This window comes from Aeromonas sp. R2-1 (assembly GCF_040908425.1).
GTDB lineage: Bacteria > Pseudomonadota > Gammaproteobacteria > Enterobacterales > Aeromonadaceae > Aeromonas > Aeromonas caviae.
Genome location: NZ_JBFODR010000020.1, coordinates 36,988 through 58,595 on the forward strand (window position 1 = coordinate 36,988; position 21,608 = coordinate 58,595).

The 21,608-nt window shown below is 61.6% G+C and carries 20 protein-coding genes; 3 read left to right on the forward strand and 17 right to left on the reverse strand.

Going from position 1 to position 21,608, the window contains the following annotated elements; translation table 11 throughout:
- Positions 1–18: 18 nt before the first annotated feature.
- The 3 genes from AB5Y80_RS05190 to trxA all read right to left on the reverse strand — a co-directional run bounded on the left by AB5Y80_RS05190 (position 19) and on the right by trxA (position 2,932).
- The gene (locus AB5Y80_RS05190; protein ID WP_010672371.1) at positions 19–1,026 is read right to left on the reverse strand and encodes a hypothetical protein; all 1,008 of its coding nucleotides are present in this window, start codon (positions 1,024–1,026) and stop codon (positions 19–21) included.
- 106 nt (positions 1,027–1,132) lie between these two features.
- A complete protein-coding gene (gene rho / locus AB5Y80_RS05195; protein ID WP_010672370.1) occupies positions 1,133–2,398 on the reverse strand; it encodes a transcription termination factor Rho in 1,266 nt (421 codons plus the stop codon).
- A 207-nt stretch (positions 2,399–2,605) separates the two neighbouring features.
- Positions 2,606–2,932, reverse strand: coding sequence for a thioredoxin TrxA (trxA, locus tag AB5Y80_RS05200; RefSeq protein ID WP_010672369.1), 327 nt, complete (start codon positions 2,930–2,932; stop codon positions 2,606–2,608).
- A 113-nt stretch (positions 2,933–3,045) separates the two neighbouring features.
- Here trxA and rhlB point away from each other — a divergent pair, with 113 nt between their 5' ends.
- From rhlB to AB5Y80_RS05215, 3 genes are read left to right on the forward strand one after another with little or no spacing between them, the layout of a single operon-like run.
- Positions 3,046–4,335, forward strand: coding sequence for an ATP-dependent RNA helicase RhlB (rhlB, locus tag AB5Y80_RS05205; RefSeq protein WP_029313424.1), 1,290 nt, complete (start codon positions 3,046–3,048; stop codon positions 4,333–4,335).
- Positions 4,336–4,348: 13 nt separating this feature from the next.
- Positions 4,349–5,839: a guanosine-5'-triphosphate,3'-diphosphate diphosphatase gene (gppA, locus tag AB5Y80_RS05210; RefSeq protein WP_042017418.1), complete on the forward strand. Its 1,491-nt coding sequence runs from the start codon at positions 4,349–4,351 to the stop codon at positions 5,837–5,839.
- Positions 5,840–5,851: 12 nt separating this feature from the next.
- Positions 5,852–6,112 (forward strand): Rho-binding antiterminator, encoded by a 261-nt coding sequence (locus tag AB5Y80_RS05215; protein ID WP_041214156.1) that lies wholly within the window; start codon positions 5,852–5,854, stop codon positions 6,110–6,112.
- Between the two features lie 70 nt (positions 6,113–6,182).
- Here AB5Y80_RS05215 and AB5Y80_RS05220 read toward each other — a convergent pair whose 3' ends face one another.
- From AB5Y80_RS05220 to AB5Y80_RS05285, 14 genes are all read right to left on the reverse strand, one after another.
- Complete coding sequence (locus tag AB5Y80_RS05220) at positions 6,183–6,932, reverse strand: class I SAM-dependent methyltransferase (RefSeq protein WP_104453203.1); 750 nt, start codon at positions 6,930–6,932, stop codon at positions 6,183–6,185.
- Positions 6,933–6,992: 60 nt separating this feature from the next.
- Positions 6,993–9,560, reverse strand: a complete 2,568-nt coding sequence (locus tag AB5Y80_RS05225; RefSeq protein WP_039041083.1) for a bifunctional diguanylate cyclase/phosphodiesterase — start codon at positions 9,558–9,560, stop codon at positions 6,993–6,995.
- Positions 9,561–9,793: 233 nt separating this feature from the next.
- Complete coding sequence (gene prlC, locus AB5Y80_RS05230; protein WP_182935036.1) at positions 9,794–11,836, reverse strand: oligopeptidase A; 2,043 nt, start codon at positions 11,834–11,836, stop codon at positions 9,794–9,796.
- A 221-nt stretch (positions 11,837–12,057) separates the two neighbouring features.
- Entirely contained in the window at positions 12,058–13,077 is a 1,020-nt protein-coding gene (hemB, locus tag AB5Y80_RS05235; RefSeq protein ID WP_039041081.1) for a porphobilinogen synthase, read from the reverse strand.
- A gap of 3 nt (positions 13,078–13,080) precedes the next feature.
- The gene (locus AB5Y80_RS05240) at positions 13,081–13,866 is read right to left on the reverse strand and encodes a TatD family hydrolase (protein WP_368172598.1); all 786 of its coding nucleotides are present in this window, start codon (positions 13,864–13,866) and stop codon (positions 13,081–13,083) included.
- Between the two features lie 111 nt (positions 13,867–13,977).
- A complete protein-coding gene (tatC, locus tag AB5Y80_RS05245) occupies positions 13,978–14,730 on the reverse strand; it encodes a twin-arginine translocase subunit TatC (RefSeq protein ID WP_010672360.1) in 753 nt (250 codons plus the stop codon).
- On the reverse strand, positions 14,727–15,185 hold the full coding sequence (gene tatB, locus AB5Y80_RS05250; RefSeq protein WP_010672359.1) for a Sec-independent protein translocase protein TatB: 459 nt from the start codon (positions 15,183–15,185) through the stop codon (positions 14,727–14,729). The genes tatC and tatB overlap by 4 nt, the downstream gene beginning before the upstream one ends.
- Positions 15,186–15,188: 3 nt before the next feature.
- The gene (tatA, locus tag AB5Y80_RS05255; protein ID WP_239052720.1) at positions 15,189–15,437 is read right to left on the reverse strand and encodes a Sec-independent protein translocase subunit TatA; all 249 of its coding nucleotides are present in this window, start codon (positions 15,435–15,437) and stop codon (positions 15,189–15,191) included.
- Positions 15,438–15,476: 39 nt separating this feature from the next.
- The gene (gene ubiB / locus AB5Y80_RS05260) at positions 15,477–17,117 is read right to left on the reverse strand and encodes a ubiquinone biosynthesis regulatory protein kinase UbiB (protein WP_010672357.1); all 1,641 of its coding nucleotides are present in this window, start codon (positions 17,115–17,117) and stop codon (positions 15,477–15,479) included.
- Complete coding sequence (locus AB5Y80_RS05265) at positions 17,117–17,725, reverse strand: SCP2 domain-containing protein (protein ID WP_029313421.1); 609 nt, start codon at positions 17,723–17,725, stop codon at positions 17,117–17,119. Before AB5Y80_RS05265 ends, ubiB begins: the two co-directional genes overlap by 1 nt.
- Positions 17,726–17,733: 8 nt before the next feature.
- Positions 17,734–18,486 carry a bifunctional demethylmenaquinone methyltransferase/2-methoxy-6-polyprenyl-1,4-benzoquinol methylase UbiE gene (gene ubiE / locus AB5Y80_RS05270; RefSeq protein ID WP_039041078.1) on the reverse strand — a complete coding sequence of 251 codons (753 nt, stop codon included), beginning with the start codon at positions 18,484–18,486 and terminating at the stop codon, positions 17,734–17,736.
- Positions 18,487–18,551: 65 nt separating this feature from the next.
- Complete coding sequence (gene crcB / locus AB5Y80_RS05275; RefSeq protein ID WP_010672354.1) at positions 18,552–18,929, reverse strand: fluoride efflux transporter CrcB; 378 nt, start codon at positions 18,927–18,929, stop codon at positions 18,552–18,554.
- Positions 18,930–19,016: 87 nt separating this feature from the next.
- Positions 19,017–20,282, reverse strand: a complete 1,266-nt coding sequence (locus AB5Y80_RS05280) for a cytosine deaminase (RefSeq protein WP_368172599.1) — start codon at positions 20,280–20,282, stop codon at positions 19,017–19,019.
- 109 nt (positions 20,283–20,391) lie between these two features.
- Positions 20,392–21,545 (reverse strand): IS3-like element ISAeca4 family transposase gene (locus AB5Y80_RS05285; RefSeq protein WP_139739419.1). Its coding sequence is split into 2 segments (ribosomal slippage): positions 20,392–21,308 and positions 21,308–21,545, totalling 1,155 coding nucleotides; the frame shifts between segments, so codons are not numbered across the junction.
- Between the last annotated feature and the right edge of the window lie 63 nt (positions 21,546–21,608).

Genomic DNA, 21,608 nt, shown 5'->3' on the forward strand with positions numbered 1-21,608 from the left:
GGATCAGGTGGTCCCGCATTATAACCCTGGCGGCGTATCCGGTGTACCCGTATCGGACCTCATGACGGACGAGGCGTGTCGCCGCTCCTGAAGCGTCAGCCGGTTTGCCAATTGACCCAGGAGCCTGGGCTCGTCCATCTGCAACAACAGGCCGGCCACCAGCCCGCCATACTGGTGCTTGCCGAGTTCGGCCAGGAGGAACTGCTGGGCTCCGTCCGGCAAGGGGGAGAGGCGGCTGAGCTGGTGCAGGGCGGGGACCATCAGGCGGCTGTTCTGGCTGGCGGCGATCAGCAGATCGCTCGCCTCCTGCCCTGAATAAAAGCGGGAAATGGTGTGCAGTGCAGTCAGGCTGTCGTGATCCACTGGCTGACGCCACAGCTTGAGGTAGAGTGCCGTCTCCCCGGTCTGTTCGATGAAGTGCAGCAGCAACTGGTTGTCCGGCAGGAAGAGATTGAGGGCGGCAAGCCGCTGCGCCTCCCGGCGCAACACGGATACCGGCTGCCGATCGAGCACCGCCAGCAGGGCCTGCTGCTGCTGTGCCAGCTCGGGATTGCGGCTGTAGTAGACCTGCTTGAAGTCGAAGCGATCCTGCTCCAGCAACTGGCGATAGTTGTCCTGCCAGGCCAGCTGCTGCCAGTGGCTCAGCACCAGCCGGGCCTCGGCGGGGAAGTCATAGGCGGGTAGCTGCACCAGGAAACCGTCCACCTTCCCTTCCACCAGCCATTGTGGCGCCTTGGCCGCTTGTGCCCGCACCCAGGCCAGCAGCGCCGGGCTCGGTGCGCCCGATGACTTGAGCTCACCCAGCAACTGGAACAACAGGAACTCCCGCTGCCCCACCGACAGGGTCTCGAGCAACGAGTCCATGGCATCAAACTGCCCGAGCGCCATGCGGCCGTCCAGGTACGCCCGATGCCCCTCCAGTCCCTCGTCCGCCACCAGGGGAGCCTGCAATTGCGGCGGGGAATCGGCATGCACCGGGGCCGCCAGCCACAACCAACCCATCCATATGAACAACACCAGCTTCATGACGTCCCTTTCCTTGTGACATCGAGGCTTCATACTACTAAGCCAGCCGTGAAATAGATAAACAAAAACCGCGACCTGGGCCGCGGTTTTGTCATTGAAGAGACTGTTACTTCTGTTGACGCTTCATGGAGTCGAAGAACTCGTCGTTGGTCTTGGTCGCAGCCAGCTTGTCGATGAGGAACTCGATGCTGTCGATCTCGCCCATGGGGTGAATGATCTTGCGCAGGATCCACATCTTCTGCAGCTCGTCCGGGGCGGTCAGCAGCTCTTCCTTGCGGGTGCCGGAGCGGGTGATGTCGATGGCCGGGTAGACGCGCTTCTCGGCAATCTTGCGCGAGAGGTGCAGTTCCATGTTGCCGGTACCCTTGAACTCTTCGTAGATGACTTCATCCATCTTGGAGCCGGTATCGATCAGCGCGGTGGCGATGATGGTCAGGCTGCCGCCCTCTTCGACGTTGCGCGCCGCACCGAAGAAACGTTTCGGGCGGTGCAGGGCGTTGGCGTCCACACCACCGGTCAGCACCTTGCCGGAAGACGGGATGACGGTGTTGTAGGCGCGGGCCAGACGGGTGATGGAGTCCAGCAGGATCACCACATCCTTCTTGTGCTCGACCAGACGCTTGGCCTTCTCGATCACCATTTCGGCGACCTGGACGTGACGGGAGGCCGGCTCGTCGAAGGTGGAGGCGATGACTTCGCCCTTCACCATCCGCTGCATCTCGGTCACTTCTTCCGGACGCTCGTCAATCAGCAGCACGATCAGCTCACAATCCGGGTGGTTGTAGGCGATGCTCTGGGCGATGTTCTGCAGCAGCATGGTCTTACCGGCCTTGGGCGGTGCAACGATGAGACCGCGCTGGCCCTTGCCGATCGGGGATGCCAGATCCAGTACACGGGCGGTGATGTCTTCGGTGGAACCGTTGCCACGCTCCATGCGCAGACGCTCGTTGGCGTGCAGGGGAGTGAGGTTTTCAAACAGGATCTTGTTGCGGGAGTTTTCCGGACGGTCGTAGTTGACGTCGTTGACCTTGAGCAGGGCGAAATAGCGCTCGCCCTCTTTCGGCGGCCGGATCTTGCCGGAAATAGTATCGCCGGTACGCAGGTTGAAGCGGCGGATCTGGCTCGGGGAGACATAGATGTCATCCGGACCAGCGAGATAAGAGCCGTCTGCACTGCGCAGGAAACCGAAACCGTCGGTCAGGATTTCCAGCACACCGTCGCCAAAGATATCCTCGCCGCCCTTGGCGTGCGCCTTGAGGATTGCAAAGATAATGTCTTTCTTGTGCGCCCGAGCCAGATTTTCCAACCCCATGGATTCGCCAAGCTGGACCAGCTCGGACACAGGAGTGTTCTTAAGTTCAGTCAGATTCATAGTGGTGAAAGTCTGTAAGCAAGGATTGAAATGAGGAGACAGTCTGCTGGATTGATGCTGATCGGATTTGACTTGCCAGGCTGGTAGTTAAGCAAAGAGTCAGGCAAAAAGGTTAGCAAACGAGCGATAAACTAGCACCAATCAGGGTGAGCGTCTAGGTGATAAAACACAAGGAGCGCATTATTGCAATGCGCTCCTTCTTGATTATTACAGGTTGCCGTCCAGGAACTCTTTCAGTTGGGTCTTGGACAGGGCGCCGACCTTGGTCGCTGCCACTTCACCATTCTTGAACAGCAGCAGGGTCGGGATACCACGAATGCCGTACTTGGGCGGAGTGTCGGCGTTATGATCGATGTTCAATTTCGCCACGGTCACGCGACCTTCATATTCCTGAGCAACTTCGTTCAGGATCGGGGCAATCATCTTGCACGGTCCACACCATTCGGCCCAGAAATCGACCAGAACAGGGCTGTCGGCGTTGATTACATCGGCCTCGAAGCTGGCATCGCTCAGCTGAACAATCTTGTCACTCATCTCCAACTCCAGTCAGTAATTAAGGCTTTATTGATGGTTCAACAAAGGCAATAGTTGCCCTATTTGAAATGATCCTGTTTATTATTGCAAGCCTAACCTGATAACCTACCGCCATGAGCAAAACACATCTAACGACCGAAAAATTCGCCCAAATGGGCCTCGAACCCGAAGTTCTGGCTGGTCTGGAATCAAAGGGATTTCACTATTGTACGCCCATCCAGGCACTCTCCCTGCCCCTGCTGGTTGAAGGTCATGACCTCGCCGGTCAGGCCCAGACGGGGACCGGTAAAACCCTGGCTTTCCTGGCGGCGACATTCAACTATTTGCTGACCCATCCGCTGACCAGGCCGCGCCTCGTCAACCAGCCCCGCGCCATCATCATGGCCCCGACCCGGGAGCTGGCCGTCCAGATCTATAACGATGCAGAGAGCATGTCCGCCTCCACCGGGCTCAAGCTCGGTCTCGCCTATGGTGGCGAAGGCTACGACAAGCAGCTGGCCGTGCTGGAACAGGGCGTCGACATCCTGATCGGCACCACGGGTCGCATCATCGACTACTTCAAGTCCAAGGTCATCGATCTCGGCAACATCCAGGTCGTGGTTCTGGACGAAGCGGATCGCATGTTCGATCTGGGCTTCATCAAGGACATCCGTTTCCTGTTCCGCCGCATGCCCCCCGCTACCGAGCGTCTGAGCATGCTGTTCTCCGCCACCCTCTCCCTGCGGGTGCAGGAGCTGGCCTATGAACACATGAACCACCCGGAACATGTACAGGTCGAACCGGAACAGATGACCGGCGTGCGGATCAAGGAGGAGCTCTTCTACCCCTCCAACGAAGACAAGATGTTGCTGCTGCTCTCCCTGATGGAAGAGGAGTGGCCCGAGAAAGCCATCGTCTTCGCCAACACCAAGCACGTCTGTGAAGACGTTCACGCCTGGCTGGAGAACGACGGCCACCGCGTCGGCCTGCTGACCGGCGACGTGCCGCAGAAGAAGCGGATGAAGATCCTGGAAGAGTTCACCAAGGGTACCCTGGATATCCTGGTCGCCACCGACGTGGCCGCCCGTGGTCTGCACATCCCCGACGTGACCCACGTCTTCAACTACGACCTGCCCGATGATGCCGAAGACTATGTCCACCGCATCGGTCGTACCGGCCGCGCCGGCAGAAGCGGTCACTCCATCAGCCTGGCCTGTGAAGACTATGCCTTCAACCTGCCGGCCATCGAGGAGTACATCCACCACCCCATCCCGGTCAGCAAGTATGACCGCGAGGCGCTGCTGGATGACGTCACCGCGCCAAAACGGGTGTTCCGCAACCGCCAGCCGGTGAACCGCAACATGCGGGATCGCCAGGGCGGTGGCAACAGCAACAACCGTCGTCGTCCCCCCCGCAAGAACTGAGGGATCGGCCAAGTTGCACAACTCGCCTCTCTATGCCGCCATCGACCTCGGCTCCAACAGCTTTCACATGCTGGTGGTGCGCGAGGTCGCCGGTGCCCTGCGCACCGTCACCAAGGTCAAGCGCAAGGTACGCCTCGCCGCGGGCCTCGATGCCGATTTTCGCCTCAACCGTGCCGCCATGGAGCGGGGCTGGGATTGTCTGCGCCTCTTCTCCGAGCAGTTGCAGGACATCCCGTCCGACAACATCCGGGTAGTGGGCACCGCCACCCTGCGCCTGGCCACCAACGTCGACGAATTCATCAGCGAAGCGGAACGGGTGCTCAACCACAGCATCGAGATCATCTCGGGTGAGGAAGAAGCCAAGACCATCTATGAAGGTGTCTCCTGGACGTCGGCAGGGGAAGGCAACCGGCTGGTGATCGACATCGGCGGCGCCAGCACCGAGCTGGTGATCGGCGAGCAGAGCGAAGCCAAGCTGCTCAACAGCCTGCACATGGGCTGCGTCACCTGGCTCAACAACCACTTCGGTGATGGCGAGCTCTCCGAGGCCCGCTTCAACCAGGCCATTGCCGCCGCCAAGGCGGTACTGGAGAAAGTGGCTGCGGACTACCGCGTCCTCGGCTGGCGCACCTGCGTCGGCGCCTCCGGCACCGTCCAGGCGCTGCAGGAGATCATGCTGGCCCAGGGCAAGAGCGAGCGGGTCACCCTGCCCAAGTTGCAAGAGCTGATGGGTCAGGCCATCGCCTGCGGCAGACTCGATAAGTTGCAGCTCGAAGGACTGGCGGCCGAACGGCTGACTGTGTTCCCCTCCGGTCTCGCCATCCTGATCGCCATCTTCGAGACCCTCGACATCGAGAGCATGACCCTGGCGGGTGGTGCCCTGCGTGAAGGGCTCATCTACGGCCTGCTCGGCAACAACCATGATTGTGATGCCCGGGATCGCACCGCCGACAGCCTGATCAGCCGCTACCAGCTCGACAAGGAGCACGCCGAGCGGGTCCGCGACACCGCCATCGAAGCGTTCACCCAGTTGCAGCCGGCCTGGCGCCTCTCCAAGCGCTACGGTCGCCCGATCCTGCGCTACGCGGCCCTGCTGCACGAAATCGGTCTGTGCATCGAGTACAAGAAGGCGCCGCAGCACGCCGCCTACATCATCGACAACATCGACATGCCGGGCTTCACCCCCGCGCAGAAGAAGCTGCTGTCGGCCCTGCTGTTCAACCAGCGGGATGAATTCAAGCTGGAGCCGCTGGAGAAACAGGGCGCCGTCACCGGTCGCCAGGCGATCCGGCTGGCTCGCATCCTGCGCATCTCCCTCATCCTCTGCATGCGCCGGACCCAGGGCACTGTGCCCAGGTTCATGCTGCAAGCCGATGAAGATGCCCTGACCCTGACCCTGCCCAAGGGGTGGCTGGACGAGCACTACCTGCGCGCCAGCGAGCTGCGCCTCGAGGTGGAGCGCCAGCAGAAGATGGGCTGGTCCACCCGGCTGCTGGAAGCCTGAGCCGCACACCCCATGGCCGATTACCAACCCGTCAGCTGTGACCTGTACGACTGGCTGGAGATTGCCGCCAGCTGGCAGCTGCCCGTCACGATCACCGACCGGGATGGACGAACCTGGGCGGACAGGATCCGCACCATAGAAGCCAGCGACGGAGTGGAGTATCTGCTGCTGGAGCGCGCTGAGCGCCTCAGCCTGGCGGACCTGGCGACCCTGGAACTCGTCTGGCAAGGGGAAGAAAAGCGGATCCACTTCGCCCCACCCCGCAGCCAATGAATAGCAAAAGGGCCAACCTGATCAGGTTGGCCCTCTTCGTTTGACGCTCAGACTCCCTGCCAGTCGCCACTCAACTTGCCAGCGCCGCCATCACATAGACGTCGAAGCGGTTGCTCTTGGTCTCGATGGCCATGCTGGGCTTGTGCTCGTTGAGCCAGCCCGCATAGTCGGGCCGCTTCACCACCACCCGCTTGTCAGCCATCCTGAGCGCAGCCGGCAGCAGGGCATCCGCGTCGAGATCCGCCCCCACTAGGGACTGGAACACCCGCATCTCTTTTTTCACCAGCGCCGACTTCTGCTTGTGGGGGAACATGGGATCCAGGTAGATGACCTCCGGCCGCTCGGTCAGCGCCAGCAGGGTCTCTACCGCCGGGCCTTGCAGCAGTTGCATCCGCTCGCGCACCCAGGGGCCTATCTCGGGATCCTGCCCCGCCCGGGTCAGACCGTCCTGGAGCAGGGCCGCCACCACGGGGCTGCGTTCGATCAGGGTCACCTTGCAGCCGAGGGAGGCGAGCACGAAGGCATCGCGCCCGAGCCCGGCGGTGGCATCCACCACGGTCGGCATGGCTCCCGACTTCAATCCCACCGCCTTGGCGATGGACTGGCCGCGCCCGCCACCGAACTTGCGCCTGTGGGCCACCGCCCCTTCCACGAAGTCCACATAGACGGCCCCCAGCTTGGGCTCGTCCAGCTTGCGCAGCTCCAACCGCGATGCGGTCAGCACCAGGGCGAAGGGAGCGGGAAACGCCACGTCGGCAAGGCGCTGGCGCAGGGCGTCGAGCTCGCCATCGCGGGCGGGCACTTCACTGAAAACCTGAATATGGGGCATAACATGGACTCATCACGGCGCAGAAGCCGGCATGATAGCAGAAGCGGGGGGTCAGCTCACCGTGGTCAGATTCGCCAGGTTCATGCCCTGACGGTTGAGACTCAGGTACTCGGTCAGATCGTCGAAGGGCAGCGGGCGGCTGAGCAGATACCCCTGGGTGAAGGCGCACCCCTTCTGGCAGAGGAAATTGAGCTGCTCCCGGGTCTCCACCCCTTCGATCACCACCTGCATGCCGAGGTTGTGCACGATGTTGATGATGCCGTCGAGCAGCAGACGGTCCTGCTCGTTGAAGGGAATATGGCGCACGAAGGAGCGATCGATCTTCACCAGATCCACCGGGAAGGTACGCAGGTAGTTCAGTGCCGAATAGCCGGTGCCGAAGTCGTCGATGGCCAACTTGCAGCCCGCCTCGCGCAGGGCATCGATCCGCACCCTGTGCTGATCGCTGGTCTCCATCAGCAGGGATTCGGTGATCTCGATGATGATGTCCGCCGGATCCAGCTCGAAGTGGCGGATCACCCTGAGCCACTCGTTGGCCTCCGGGTCTATGGTCTGGAACTCCAGGGTGGAGCGGTTGATGGACATCTGCAGATCCGGGAAGCCGGACTGCTGCAATCTGGCCAGATCCCGGCAAGACTGCCACAGCACCAGGGCACCCAGCCCCTGGATGAGCCCCGCCTCTTCCGCCAGCGGGATGAAATCCGCCGGTGAGACCTGACCCCAGTGGGGGTGATACCAGCGCACCAGGGCCTCCAGCTTGGCGACCCGGCCGCTGCGGTTGTCCCAGATGGGCTGGTAGGCCATGGTCAGCTGGCCCAGCTTGATGGCCTCCGCCAGATCGTGCTGCATCTGGTGGCGCTGGCTCACCTCTTCCCGCATGGAGGCGTTGTAGGTGCCGAGGGGACGTCCCTGGCGCTTGGCGACGAACAGGGCCTGCTCGGCATTGCGCAAGAGCTCGTCGCTGTCGCCGCCGTCATTGGGACAGAGGGTGATCCCCAGGGTGGCGGTCACATAGAGGTGCTGGTTGGCCAGCATGAAGGGACGGGCAAAGCCGCCGATCACCTGCTTGGCAAACACCTCGGCCTGACGGCGGTTGACGATGCCGGGCACCAGGAAGGCAAACTCGTCGCCGCCGATGCGGGCCACCAGGTCCTCGGTGCGCACCCGGCTCACCAGCCGATCCGATACCTCCCGCAGCAGGGCGTCGCCCACATGGTGATCCATGCTGTTGTTGACCGCCTTGAAGTTGTTGAGGTCGAGCACCATGAGGGCGAAGCGCTCCCCCCGCTCGCAGAAGCGGGCCAGACAGCGACCGAACAGCCAGCGGTTGGGCAGGCCGGTGAGGTTGTCGTAGTTGGCCTGGGCGGCGATCTTCTGCTCCGCCAGCTTGGTCTGGGAAAGATCGCTGAAGATGGCGATGTACTGACTGATCTTGCCCCCTTCCCGCACGGCGCTGATCATCAGCTGCTGGGGATAGAGCTTGCCGTTCTTGCGCTTGTTCCACACCTCCCCACGCCAGATCCCCACCCGCTCCAGGGCGTGGTACATGTCCGCATAGAAGGTCTGATCGTGCAGTCCGGACTTGAGCATGCTGGGCCGCTGGCCGCACGCTTCCTCCTCGCTGTAACCGGTGATCTTCTCGAAGGCCGGATTGACCGAGATGATGCGACTGTCGGCATCGCACACCAGAATGGCTTCGGATAGGTTGTCATAGACCCGGTGGGAGAGCTTGAGCTGCTCCGCATGGCGCCTGATGGGATCGATGTTCTCCAGCACCACCATGAGATAGTCGGGGTGCATCTGCTCGTTGCGGATCAGGGTCACCGTCACCCGTCCCCACAGGACGGTCCCATCCCGATGGAGATAACGCTTCTCCTGAGTAAACGCGGGACGCTCTCCCCGCTTGAGGGCGTCGTAGAGCGCAATGCTGGTCTGCCAGTCGTCCGGATGGTTGATTTCGGCGACGGTGAGCTGTTGCAGCTCCTCCTGGCTGTAGCCGAGCATCTTCTCGATGGCCGGGTTCGCCCAGAGGATCTTGCCGCCCAGATCCACCTTGCCGATGCCCACGGGCGCATGGGACATCATGGTGTCCAGGAAGTGGTGATGTTCCGGTTGCGCCGGCTGCTCCTGGCTCTGGCGCTGCTGATACATCAGCGCCAGTTCACGACCGGCGAGCGGGGCCAGCAGACGCAGCAGGCCCACTATCTTCTCCATTCTCGGCATGGCCCGCTTGAACATGACGCTGCACAGGCCGATGGTCTCTCCCTCGGCGTTCTTGAGCGCGACGCCGGCATAGGCTCTCACCTCGCAGCGCTCCAGCACGGCAGCGTGGGGGAACAGCTGACGGGTGCGATCGCTGAACCAGGCTTCACCCTGTTGCATGGCGATCTCCCCCGGAGTGTCGGCGAGGGGGAAGCTGTAGGCGTTGATGTCGAGGGAGGCGGGATAGGCGGCATGCACGGTAAAGAACAGACCCGCCTGATCCTTGCCGGACACCAGGACGAAGTCAGCCCCCACCGCGTTGGCGATTTCACTCACAAAGGCATCAAAATATCCCTGACCACTCGAATGAGACAGGCTGGAGATGATTTGATAGACAGACTCGAGTGCTCGCCTCATGGCAAGGTTCTTTCTCTCCCTGGAAGGTAGAACCCGACTCTACTGAAGAGGCGGGGACAGTGCAAACATGCACTCCGCAAGATATTAAAAAGGCTTGGAAAAAGGGACCAAAAGGTCCCTTTTTCTATCAAAAATCACGTTTCGATCCCACTATGCCGCAAATGTGTACCTGCTTGAAGCTCCCGCAGTGGCGCGGCAGCTCATCCAATCGAGGCTCACTGTGGCGGCGGGCCTCACGCGGCGATACCGCTGTGACGCAGCAGCGCATCCACCTGGGGCTCCCGGCCACGGAAGGCACGGAACAGCTCCATCGGCTCCCTGGAGCCGCCCTTTTCCAGAATGTTCTTCAGGAAGGAGTGGCCCGTGGCCGGGTTGAAGATCCCCTCCTCCTCGAAGCGGGAGAAGGCGTCGGCAGAGAGTACCTCGGCCCATTTGTAGCTGTAGTAGCCCGCCGCGTAGCCGCCCGCGAAGATGTGGGAGAAGCTGTGCTGGAAGCGGTTGAACGCCGGAGGCGTCATCACGGCGACCTGGCTGCGCACCTCATCCAGCAGCGCAGGGATCTGATCCGCTCTGGCCGGGTCAAAGGTCTGGTGCAGACGGAAGTCGAACAGGGCGAACTCCAGCTGGCGCAGCATCTGCATCGCCGCCTGGAAGTTGCGGGCGGTCAGCATCTTCTCCAGCAGATCGGCGGGCAGCGGCTCCCCGGTCTCGTAATGGCCGGAGATGAAGGCCAGCGCCTCGGATTCCCAGCACCAGTTCTCGAGGAACTGGCTCGGCAGCTCCACCGCATCCCAGGCCACGCCGTTGATGCCGGCCACGCCGGCCACATCGATGCGGGTCAGCATGTGGTGAATGCCGTGGCCGAACTCATGGAACAGGGTGACCACTTCGTTGTGGGTGAACAGGGCCGGTTTGCCGTCCACCGGGCCGTTGAAGTTGCAGGTCAGGTAGGCCACCGGCTTTTGCAGGGAGCCGTCCTGACGGTAGCGGCGACCCAGGCAGACATCCATCCAGGCGCCGCCCTGCTTGTGCTCGCGGGCATAGAGATCCAGGTAGAAGCTGCCGCGCAGCTCGTCATCGGCGTCAAAGATGTCGTAGAAGCGCACGTCCGGGTGCCAGGTGTCGATGCCGAGACGCTCGCGCACCTTCATGCCGAACACCCGCTTGACCACCTCGAACAGCCCCTTCACGACCCGACCGGCGGGGAAATAAGGACGCAACTGCTCATCAGAGACCGAAAACTTGTGCTGTTTGAGCTTTTCTGCGTAATAGGCAAGATCCCAGGCCGCCAGTTCGTCCTGACCGTGCTGCTCGGCGGCAAAGGCGCGGATCTCCTCCAGCTCCGCCTTGCCTTGGGGCAGGGACTTGGCAGCCAGGTCGGTGAGGAAGTCCACCACCTGCTCCGGCTTGTCCGCCATCTTGGTCGCGAGGGAGAGCTCGGCATAGTTGGCAAAGCCCAGCAGTCGGGCCAGCTCCCGGCGCAGGGTGAGCAACTCGGTCATGATGGCGGAGTTGTCCCACTTGCCGGCGTTGGGGCCCTGGTCGGAGGCGCGGGTGGTGAAGGCCTCATACAGCTCGGCACGCAGGGCGCGGCTGTCGGCGTACATCATCACCGGCAGGTAGGAGGGGATGTCCAGGGTGAACAGCCACCCCTCCTTGCCCTTGAGTTCAGCCATCTGGCGCGCGGCAGCCTGGGCGCTCGCGGGCAGACCGGCCAGCTCGGCCTCGTCGGTCACCAGCTTGTGCCAGCCCTGGGTCGCGTCCAGCACGTTGTTGCTGAAACGGGAGGCGAGCTCCGAGAGGCGGGCCTGGATCTCGCCGTAACGCTGCTGCGCCTCGGCAGGCAGACCGATGCCGGAGAGGCGGAAATCGCGCAGGGTGTTCAGGATTTCCTTGCGCTGGGCATCATCCAGCCGGGGGAAGTCATCGCTCTCGGAGAGGGCCAGATAGGCTTGATAGAGCCCTTCATGCTGACCGACATAGGTCTGGAATTCGGACAGCAGCGGCAGGCAGGCATCGTGAGCCGCTCGCAGCGCCTCGCTGTTCTGCACGGCGTTGAGGTGGCTGATGGGGGACCAGATCCGGGAGAGGCGGTCGTTGACCTCTTCCAGCGGGGCGATCAGGCTGTCCCAGGTGTGAGGCTCCTTCTGGGCCAGCACGTCCTCAATCTTCTGTTTGCAATCGGCGATGGCCTGCGTCACGGCAGGTTGCACCTGATCGGGCTGGATCTGGCTGAAGGGAGGCAGCGAGTCCATTGTCAGCAAAGGGTTAGTCATCTGCGGTACCTCTAAATGCTCTGCAGCCCCTGCCGTCCAGAAGCCTGCTTGGACCATCTAAGATGTAGGCAGAAACCCCATTTATCAAGCCTTTGCCGCCAAGAGACGGGCTTGTTGCCCACTTTTTCAGGCATTTTGTTCATAAAACCAGCACTTCATCTGCCAGAGACGACAATGCCGGCCCGAGGGCCGGCATTGTGAGGGCATGGACACTCCCCGCCTCAGCGTCGGGCGTCCTCTTTCAACCACTGGGCGACCCGCTTGGCGAAGTAGGTGAGGATGCCATCGGCCCCGGCCCGCTTGAAGCAGAGCAGGGATTCCATCACGCACTCCTTCTCCTTGAGCCAGCCGTTCTGGATCGCCGCCATGTGCATGGCGTACTCGCCGCTCACCTGATAGGCGAAGGTCGGCACGCCGAACTGATCCTTCACCCGGCGGATGATGTCCAGGTAGGGCATGCCCGGCTTGACCATGACGCTGTCCGCCCCTTCGGCGATGTCGAGGGCCACCTCGTGCAGGGCTTCGTTGCCGTTGGCCGGGTCCATCTGGTAGGTGGCCTTGTTGCTCTTGCCGAGGTTGGCGGCGGAGCCCACCGCATCGCGGAACGGGCCGTAGTAGTGGGAGGCGTACTTGGCGGAGTAGGCCATGATCTGCACGTTGACGAAGCCGTTCTCCTCCAGCGCCGCGCGGATGGCACCGATGCGGCCGTCCATCATGTCGGACGGGGCCACCATGTCGGCCCCGGCGGCGGCATGGGAGAGCGCCTGCTTCACCAGGATCTCGGTGGTGATGTCGTTCTGCACATAGCCTTCGTCATCGATGATGCCGTCCTGGCCATGGGTGGTGAAGGGGTCGAGCGCCACATCGGTGATGACCCCGAGCTCCGGGAAGCGCGCCTTGAGGGCACGGGTCGCCCGCTGGGCCAGGGCATCCGGGTTGTAGGCCTCTTCCGCCATCAGACTCTTTCTCTCCAGCGGCGTCACCGGGAACAGGGCCACCGCCGGCACACCCAGGGCCACCAGTTCGGCGGCCTCTTCGAGCAGCAGATCGATGGAGAGTCTGTCCACCCCCGGCATGGAGGCAACGGCCTCTCGCTGACCCTCCCCCTCCAGCACGAACACGGGATAGATGAGATCGTCGACGGTCAGTACGTTTTCGCGCACCAGGCGGCGGCTGAAGTCATGTTTGCGCACCCGGCGCAGGCGACGGCCCGGGAAGGCCCCCGGAAGAGTTGTGGCCATGAATCACTCCAAAAGCGGAAGTTGGAAGAATGCGGCGGAGGTGGCCCGGGTATGGGCCAGCAAGGCCTCGGGCGCTTCACCACGGCAGGCCGCCACCACCTGGGCGATGTGCGGCAAAAAAGCGGGTTCGTTGCGTCTGGGCCTGGGTTTCAGATCCCGCGGCACCAGGTAGGGGGCGTCCGTCTCTATCATCAGGCGACCCGCTGGAATGCGGGCCACCTGCTCGCGCAGCAGCTGGCCACGGCGCTCGTCACAGAGCCAGCCGGTCACCCCGATATGCAGCCCCAGCGCCAGGCACTCGTCCAGCTCGGTGTCGGAGCCGGTGAAGCAGTGCAGCACGGCCCCCGGCAGGCGGGGCAACCAGGGGCGCAGGATCTCGACGAATTTGTCATGGGCATCGCGGCAGTGCAGAAACACCGGCATCCCGAGCTCGGCGGCGAGCGCAAGCTGGGCGTCAAACACCGCGTCCTGCACCGGACGGGGGGAGAAGTCCCGGTTGTAGTCGAGACCGCATTCGCCGATGGCCACCACCTGGGGCAGGGCCGCCAGTTCGCGCAGGGCGGGCAGGGTCGCCTCATCGACGCTTTTGGCATCGTGGGGATGGACCCCGGCGGTGGAGAAGCAGTAACCGGGCCAGCGGGCGGCCAATGCGGCGCTCTCGCGGCTGCCGGCCAGATCGGTGCCGGTCAGGATCAGGGCTTCCACCCCGGCGGCGCGCGCGCGTTCCACCAGGTCGGCCTGTTCGCCTGCGAACTGGCTGCTGGTCAGGTTCAAACCGATGTCGATCATGGAGTCAGGGGTTCCGGGCAAACGAGGTGCATATCAGGCATTTGAAAACCATCTACTCGATGGGGCCTTACCATACGCCTCGAACGGATGCATGAAAAGAGGAAGGGAGCCTCAGCTCCCCTCTTCCGTTTGTTGCTGCTCCTCGTCCTCTTTCTTCACGTAAAAGCGGGCGAAGAACAGACCTATCTCCCACAGGCCCCACATGGGGATCGCGAGCAGGGTCTGGGAGAAGACATCGGGCGGCGTCAGCAACATACCGACCACGAAGACCCCGACGATGACGTAGGGGCGCTTCTCCTTCAGGCTCCTGGGGGTGGTCACCCCGGTCCAGCAGAGCAGTATGGTGGCCACCGGGATCTCGAACGCCACCCCGAACGCGAAGAACAGGGTCAGCACGAAGTCCAGGTAGCTGGCGATGTCAGTCGCCACCGTCACCCCGGCGGGGGCGGTACTGGTGAAGAAGCCGAACACCAGGGGGAACACCACGTAGTAGGCGAACGCCATCCCCGCGTAGAACAGCACGGCGCTGGAGGCCACCAGAGGCAGGATCAGCCGCCGTTCGTGCTGGTACAGACCGGGTGCGATGAAAGCCCAGGCCTGATAGAGCAGATAGGGGATCGCCACGAAGAAGGAGACCACCAGGGTCAGCTTGATGGGCGTGATGAAGGGCGTCGCCACATCCGTCGCTATCATGCTGGTGCCTGCCGGCAACTGGCTGAGCAGCGGCTGGGCCACGAAGTCGTAGATGTTGTTGGAGAAGTAGATGAGCGCGATGAACACCAGCAGGATGGCGGAGATCGCGCGCAGCAGACGGGTTCTCAGCTCCACCAGATGGCTGATGAGGGGTTGTTCTGCCTGACTCATGGCTTCACCTCCCCTTTGGCTGCGGACTCGCTGGCGGGCACAGGCTCGCTCTCTCGCTGGCTGTTGACCGGTGGCACCTCTGGGGTCGCGGGCACCGAGGCAGCCACCGGAGTGGCTGGCTCAGCCTGGGCGGGCTCCCGAGGCGGGCGGATCTCGTTCTCCCCCTGATAGGGACGATTCACCGACTGGGCGGCCGCTTTCAACTGCTCGATGGACTCCTGCAGCTCGGGGCTCAGGTTGTTCATCTGCAACCGTTCGGCCTTCTTCAGGTCGTTGTGCAGATCCTGCAACTTGAGCTCCTGCTCCAGCTCGGCCTTGACCGAGTTGGCGGTGCTGCGGATCAGCCTTATCCAGTGGCTGGCGGTGCGGATCGCGACCGGCAACCGCTCGGGACCCAGCACCACCAGGGCGACGACGCCGATGACGACCAGTTCCCAAAAACCGATGTCGAACATGGCTTAGGCCTGATCTTTGTCTTTCTGCTTGGCGGCTTCGGCGTTGCTGGCCGTCTCGTTCAACTGCTTGGTCGGGAACTCGGCATCTTTCTGCTCGGGTTTGGTGTCGGCCGACTCATCGGAGAGCGCCTTCTTGAACCCCTTGACCGCCGCGCCCAGATCGCCACCGATACCGCGCAATTTTTTGGTGCCAAACAACAGCACGACGATGACTGCGATGATCAACAACTGCCAAATACTGATACCACCCATGACTTTCTCTCCGGATAGGCGCCCGATGGCGCAGGTTATTTAATGGGAACGGGTTCGCAACCAACCCAGCAGCCAGCATAACCCGGCGCCGGCGAGGCTGATTTGTCCCCACTCAATGTGTTGTTTCTGGGTCAGCAAGAATACACCCGCGAGCAGCAGGCTGGCTCCAACCCCTAAGAGGTAGCGAGCCTGCCCCTGACGGCGACTGTGGCGACGGAAATCGGCAAACATCTGGTCGAAGTGGTGCTGCTGATGGCGGGCCTGACGCAGGGTCTCGTAGACCAGCTCCGGCAGCTCCGGCAGTTTCTCCGCCCAGAACGGCGCCTTCTCCTTGATGGCATTCCACACCGCCTTGGGGCCGACCTGCTCGTGCATCCAGTTTTCCAGATAGGGCTTGGCGGTCTGCCATAAATCCAGCTGGGGATAGAGCTGGCGACCCAGCCCTTCCACATAGAGCAGGGTCTTTTGCAGCAGCACCAGCTGCGGCTGCACCTGCATGTTGAAGCGACGGGCGGTGTTGAACAGATTGAGCAGCACATGGCCGAAGGAGATCTCGGAGAGCGGTTTCTCGAAGATGGGCTCCAGCACGGTGCGGATGGCGAACTCGAACTCGTCCACCTTGGTATCGGGTGGCACCCAGCCGGACTCCACGTGCAGCTCGGCCACACGGCGGTAGTCGCGGTTGAAGAAGGCGAGGAAGTTCTCCGCCAGGTAGCGCTTGTCTTCCCGGTTGAGGGTGCCGACGATGCCGCAGTCGATGCCGATCCAGAGCGGATTCTCGGGGTGTTCGAAAGAGACGAAGATGTTGCCCGGGTGCATGTCGGCGTGGAAGAAGCTGTCGCGGAACACCTGGGTGAAGAACACCTCCACTCCGCGCTCGGCCAGCAGCTTCATGTTGGTGCCGTTGGCTTCCAGCGCGGCAATGTCGGAGACCGGAATGCCGTAGATCCGCTCCATCACCAGCACCTGCTCACGGCAATGGTCCGTGAACACCTCGGGCACATAGAGCGCCTCGGAACCGGTGAAGTTGCGGCGCAACTGGATGGCGTTGGCCGCTTCGCGCATCAGGTTGAGCTCGTCGAGTATGGTCTTGCGATACTCCTCCACCACCTCGACGGGGCGCAGTCGTCCGCTCTGGGGCACGAAACGGGCCACCAGACGGGCTAGGGCCTGCATCAGGCGCAGGTCGGCCTCAATGACCGGCTCGATATCGGGACGGATCACCTTGATGACGATCTCGCGGCCGTTCTCCTTCAACCGGGCGGTGTGCACCTGGGCGATGGAGGCGGATGCCAGCGGCGTCTCGTCGAAGTCATCGAACAGAGTCTCGACGGGGCAACCCAGGCTCTCTTCTATCTGGCGACGGGCGGCCTGACCACAGAAGGGAGGCACCCTGTCCTGCAGCAGGGCCAGCTCTTCGGCAATGTCAGGGGGCAGCAGGTCTCGGCGGGTCGAGAGCATCTGGCCGAACTTGATGAAGATGGGACCGAGGGCCTCGAAGGCGAGGCGAATGCGGGCGCCACGGCTCATGCCTTGTTGCTTGTTCTTGAGCCAGAACAGACTGCGACGGGCCAGACGGCCAGGCCAGGGCTGATAACGGGCGGGCACCAGCTCGTCGATGCCCTGTTCCAGCAGGATGCTGACGATGCGATAGAGGCGTTTGAACTCCTTTGGGGTCATCAGCTCACCTGCTGTTCGAGGCGGGCAAGCCGCAACTCGATCGCCTTCATCTGTTGGGCCAGCTCTTCGACATCGTCATTGAAGCTCGCCACTTCCAGCGGACCCGGGGCAAGCCTCGCCTCCTCGGTCAAATACTCAGCCACTTGACGCTGGGAACGGCACAACTCTCGCCCCACAAAACGGCGAGCCTGACGGGCACCACTGCACAGGGTGTGGGCCACCACATCGCCGGTGTAGCGGGACAGCTCCTCTTCCCAGTCGATATCGAGCTCGCCAAGCAGGGCGCTGAATGCCTGCACCAGCTGGGGGTCACCGCTCAGGTCCAGCTTCTCCTCGCGGATGTAGCGGGTCAGGGCGGAAGGCTCTTTGAGCAGGCCGAGGGCGGTCAGGGAGAGGCTCAGCACCGCATCCGCCTCCCCTTCAAACCTGGCCAGCACATCCAGACGGCGCTCCGAGAAGACAAACCAGAGCGGCTTGAGCTCGCGCAGCTCCAGTTTGAGTACCTTGCCCGTCAGCTTGCGCAACCGCTCCGGGCTCTGTTTGTCCAAGGCCAGCAACTGGTTGAGGCTGGTTTCGATCACCGCGGTGACCATGGCATCCATCGGCATAGGCGACCTTAAAACTTGTAACCGCGGTGCAGGGCGACCACGCCCTGGGTCAGGTTGTAAAACTCGACCTGTTCGAACCCGACATTCTCCATCATGCCTGCCAGGGTCTGCTGATCCGGGTGCATGCGGATGGATTCCGCCAGGTATTTGTAACTTTCGCTGTCGTTCGCGACGATTTCGCCCATTTTTGGCAGCAATTTGAAGGAGTAGAGATCATAAAGCTTGGCGATCACTTCGCTCACCGGCTTGGAGAACTCCAGCACCAGCAGGCGGCCACCCGGCTTGAGCACCCGGAACATGGAGGCGAGCGCCTTGTCCTTGTCGGTGACGTTGCGCAGGCCGAAGCCGATGGTGATGACGTCGAAATGGTTGTCAGGGAACGGGAGCGCCTCGGCATTGGCCTGCACATAGGAGACGTTGTTGGCCACCCCCAGGTTACGCAGTTTGTCGCGGCCCACTTTCAGCATGGAGTCGTTGATGTCCGCCAGGACCACCTGGCCGGTCTCACCCACGATGCGGGAGAACTTGGCGGTCAGATCCCCTGTGCCGCCAGCCAGATCCAGCACCTTCTGTCCTTTGCGGACACCGGAGCAGTCGATGGTAAAGCGCTTCCAGAGGCGATGGATGCCGAACGACATCAGATCGTTCATCAGATCATACTTGGCCGCTACCGAATGAAAGACACCGGCGACCAGGGTTTCCTTCTCGGTCGCTGCCACGGTTTTATAGCCAAAATGCGTAGTAGTAGTCTGTTCCGACATCCCTCAAATACCCATAGAGCAAAGAATGGCCGCCAGTTTACCAGAGCCGATGGCGTGCGGACACCTCAAACCCGGCTTGCGACCAACTGCATCCCCAGCACGACCATGGCCAGACAGAGGAACAGATTGAGACCGATATTGAGCAGCGCCTTCAGATAGGCCCCTTGCTGGGCCAGCACGACTGTGTCGAGGGCAAAGGAGGAGAAGGTGGTCAGGGCACCGAGGATACCCACCATCAGCAATGGCTTCATCGGGTGTTCCACCACGTGACCATGGCTGATCAGGGCATAAGCAATCCCCATGATGAAGGAACCCACCACGTTGACCACCAGGGTGCCATAGGGAAAGTGGCGTCCCAGCAGCCAGGCCATCAGCTCGGCGATGCCAAAACGCAGGCAGGCACCGAAGGCGCCTCCGGCAGCGACAAATAACCAGGTTTGCATCAAGCAGGCTCCAAGAGTGTCAGGTTGGCATTATGCAAAATCTCGACAGCAGGGGACAGCCGGGCAATTAATCGACCCGGCAAGACCCTAGCGGCGAAAGTCTACCGGTTCTGGATTCACAAGATGGAGGGTCGTCTCGGCCGGGCGAGTATCGGCGATGACTCTGCCATGACGGATGGAATAACGTACCGGCACCTGGCGGCGCACCGCATCGAAACCATTCTCTGCAGGAAGGATCAGCAGGTTGGCGGGCTTGCCCACCTCGATGCCGTAGCGATCCTGCACGTTCAGGGTGCGGGCGCTGTGGCTGCCGATCAGCTTGAGACTGTCGTTGATCTGTTCGTAGCCCATGATCTGGCAGACATGCAGCCCCATGTGCAGCACCTGCAACATGTTGGCCGTGCCCATGGGATACCAGGGATCGAACACGTCGTCGTGGCCGAAGCAGACGTTGATGTTCGCCTCCAGCATCTCCTTCACCCGGGTGATGCCACGGCGCTTGGGATAGCTGTCGAAGCGCCCCTGCAGGTGAATGTTCACCAGCGGATTGGCCACGAAGTTGATGTCCGCCATCTTCAGCAGCCTGAACAGCCGCGACGCATAGGCACCGTTGTAGGAGTGCATGGCTGTGGTATGACTGGCGGTCACCCGATGGCCAATACCGCGCTCGTAGGCCAGGGTTGCCAGCGTCTCGATAAAACGGGACTGTTCGTCATCGATTTCGTCGCAATGCACATCCACCAGAACCTGATATTTCTCCGCAAGATCGAAGACGTAGTGCAGACTTTCGACCCCGTACTCCCGGGTAAACTCGAAATGGGGGATGGCACCGATCACGTCGGCCCCCAGCTTGAGAGCCTCTTCCAGCAATGCCTTGCCGTTGGGGTAGGAGAGGATCCCCTCCTGCGGAAAAGCGACGATCTGCAGCTCCACCCACTCCTTCATCTCCTCCCGCACCTCCAGCATCGCCTTCAAGGCGACCAGATTGGGGTCGGAAACATCCACGTGAGTCCGCACGAACTGGATGCCGTTGGCAATCTGCCATTTCAGTGTCTGGATGGCGCGTTGTTTCACATCCTCATGGGTCAGCAGCGCCTTGCGCTCGGCCCAACGCTCGATCCCCTCGAACAGGGTACCGGAGAGGTTCCAACTCGGCTCGCCAGCCGTCTGGGTGGTATCGAGGTGAATGTGCGGTTCGATAAAGGGGGGGATGACAAGGCCTTGCTCACCATCAAGCTCGCGGGCAGAGAGCAGCTGAGTGCTCATGGGCTCAATGGCCCGGATCACGCCTCCCTGACAGAGGATTTGCCACATCCCTTCCCTGCCCGCCAGACGCACATTCCTAATCAGCATGTTCTTTCCCCTTCGAAAGCGTGGTTGTCTTTGCCAATCCACAACTTAGCCCGGATCCCTTTAATAGAGAAGCGCCGCCCGGAAAGCATACTGAATCGCCCCGGCTTCTCTAGACACTTTTGAGCCGTTCGAAATATTGCTTTTCACACTCTACTGGCGATAGCCCATTGTTGAAACTGTGCCGACGCTTGGGGTTGTAAAACATTTCAATGTAATCGAACACATCCTGCCGGGCCTCCTCCCGATCTGCATAGGTTTTACGTCGGATCCGCTCGCGTTTGAGGAGTTGGAAGAAACTCTCCGCCACCGCGTTATCATGGCAATTGCCACGTCTGCTCATGCTGGCCTTGAGCCGGTGCTCCCGCAAAAAATCCTGCCAGTCATAGCTGCTAAACTGGCTCCCTTGGTCAGAATGAACCAGCACTTCCTGCTCGGGTCGCCGTCGCCACACTGCCATCAGTAACGCGCTGATGGCCAACTCTCGGTCGATCCGTGGCCCCATTGACCAACCAATGACTTGTCGTGAAAACAAATCCAATACCGCGGCCAGATAGAGCCAGCCTTCATGGGTTCGAATATAAGTGATGTCCGTTACCCAGACCTTATTTGGCTCAGTCACATCGAACTGGCGTTCAAGATGATTCGGTGCAACCACCGTTGGCCGGCCACCATAATGACCGGGACGGCGACGATAACCGGTTTGTGAACGCAAACCTTCATGACGCATTAATCGCGCCACCCGGTGTTTCCCACAGGTCTCGCCCATCTCTCGCAGGTCATCCCGGATCTTGCGATAGCCATAGACGCCCCCGCTTTCTAGCCAACATTGCTTGATCTGGCCCAGGAGGCGTTGGTCTTCAAGTGCGCGGGCAGATAAAGGCTGGTGCTGCCAGGCGTAATAACCGCTCGGGTGGACATTCATCATCCGACACAGTCGGCGGATGGGATGTGTGGACGCGTGCACCCGGATGAAGGCGTACCTTACCCTGACAGCTTGGCAAAGTACGCGGCGGCCTTTTTTAAGATATCTCGCTCATCGGTGACGCGGCGCAGTTCAGCCTTGAGGCGCCGAATTTCGGCTTGCTGGCTGGAGTCATGCTGTTGCTGCACGGCGGGCTGGCTGTAGCGCCTGATCCAGGCGTAAAGACTGTGGCTGGAAACACCAAGTCGCTCAGCGACCTCTGCCACTGGGTAATGGCGCTCAGTCACCTGCTTGACGGCGGCCAGTTTGAATTCTTCCGTGTAACGTTGCTGCTTGCTCATAACACCTCCTGATTGACCTCAGTTTGAGGCTCTTGAGGTGTCTAGGAAAGTAGGGGCGATTCA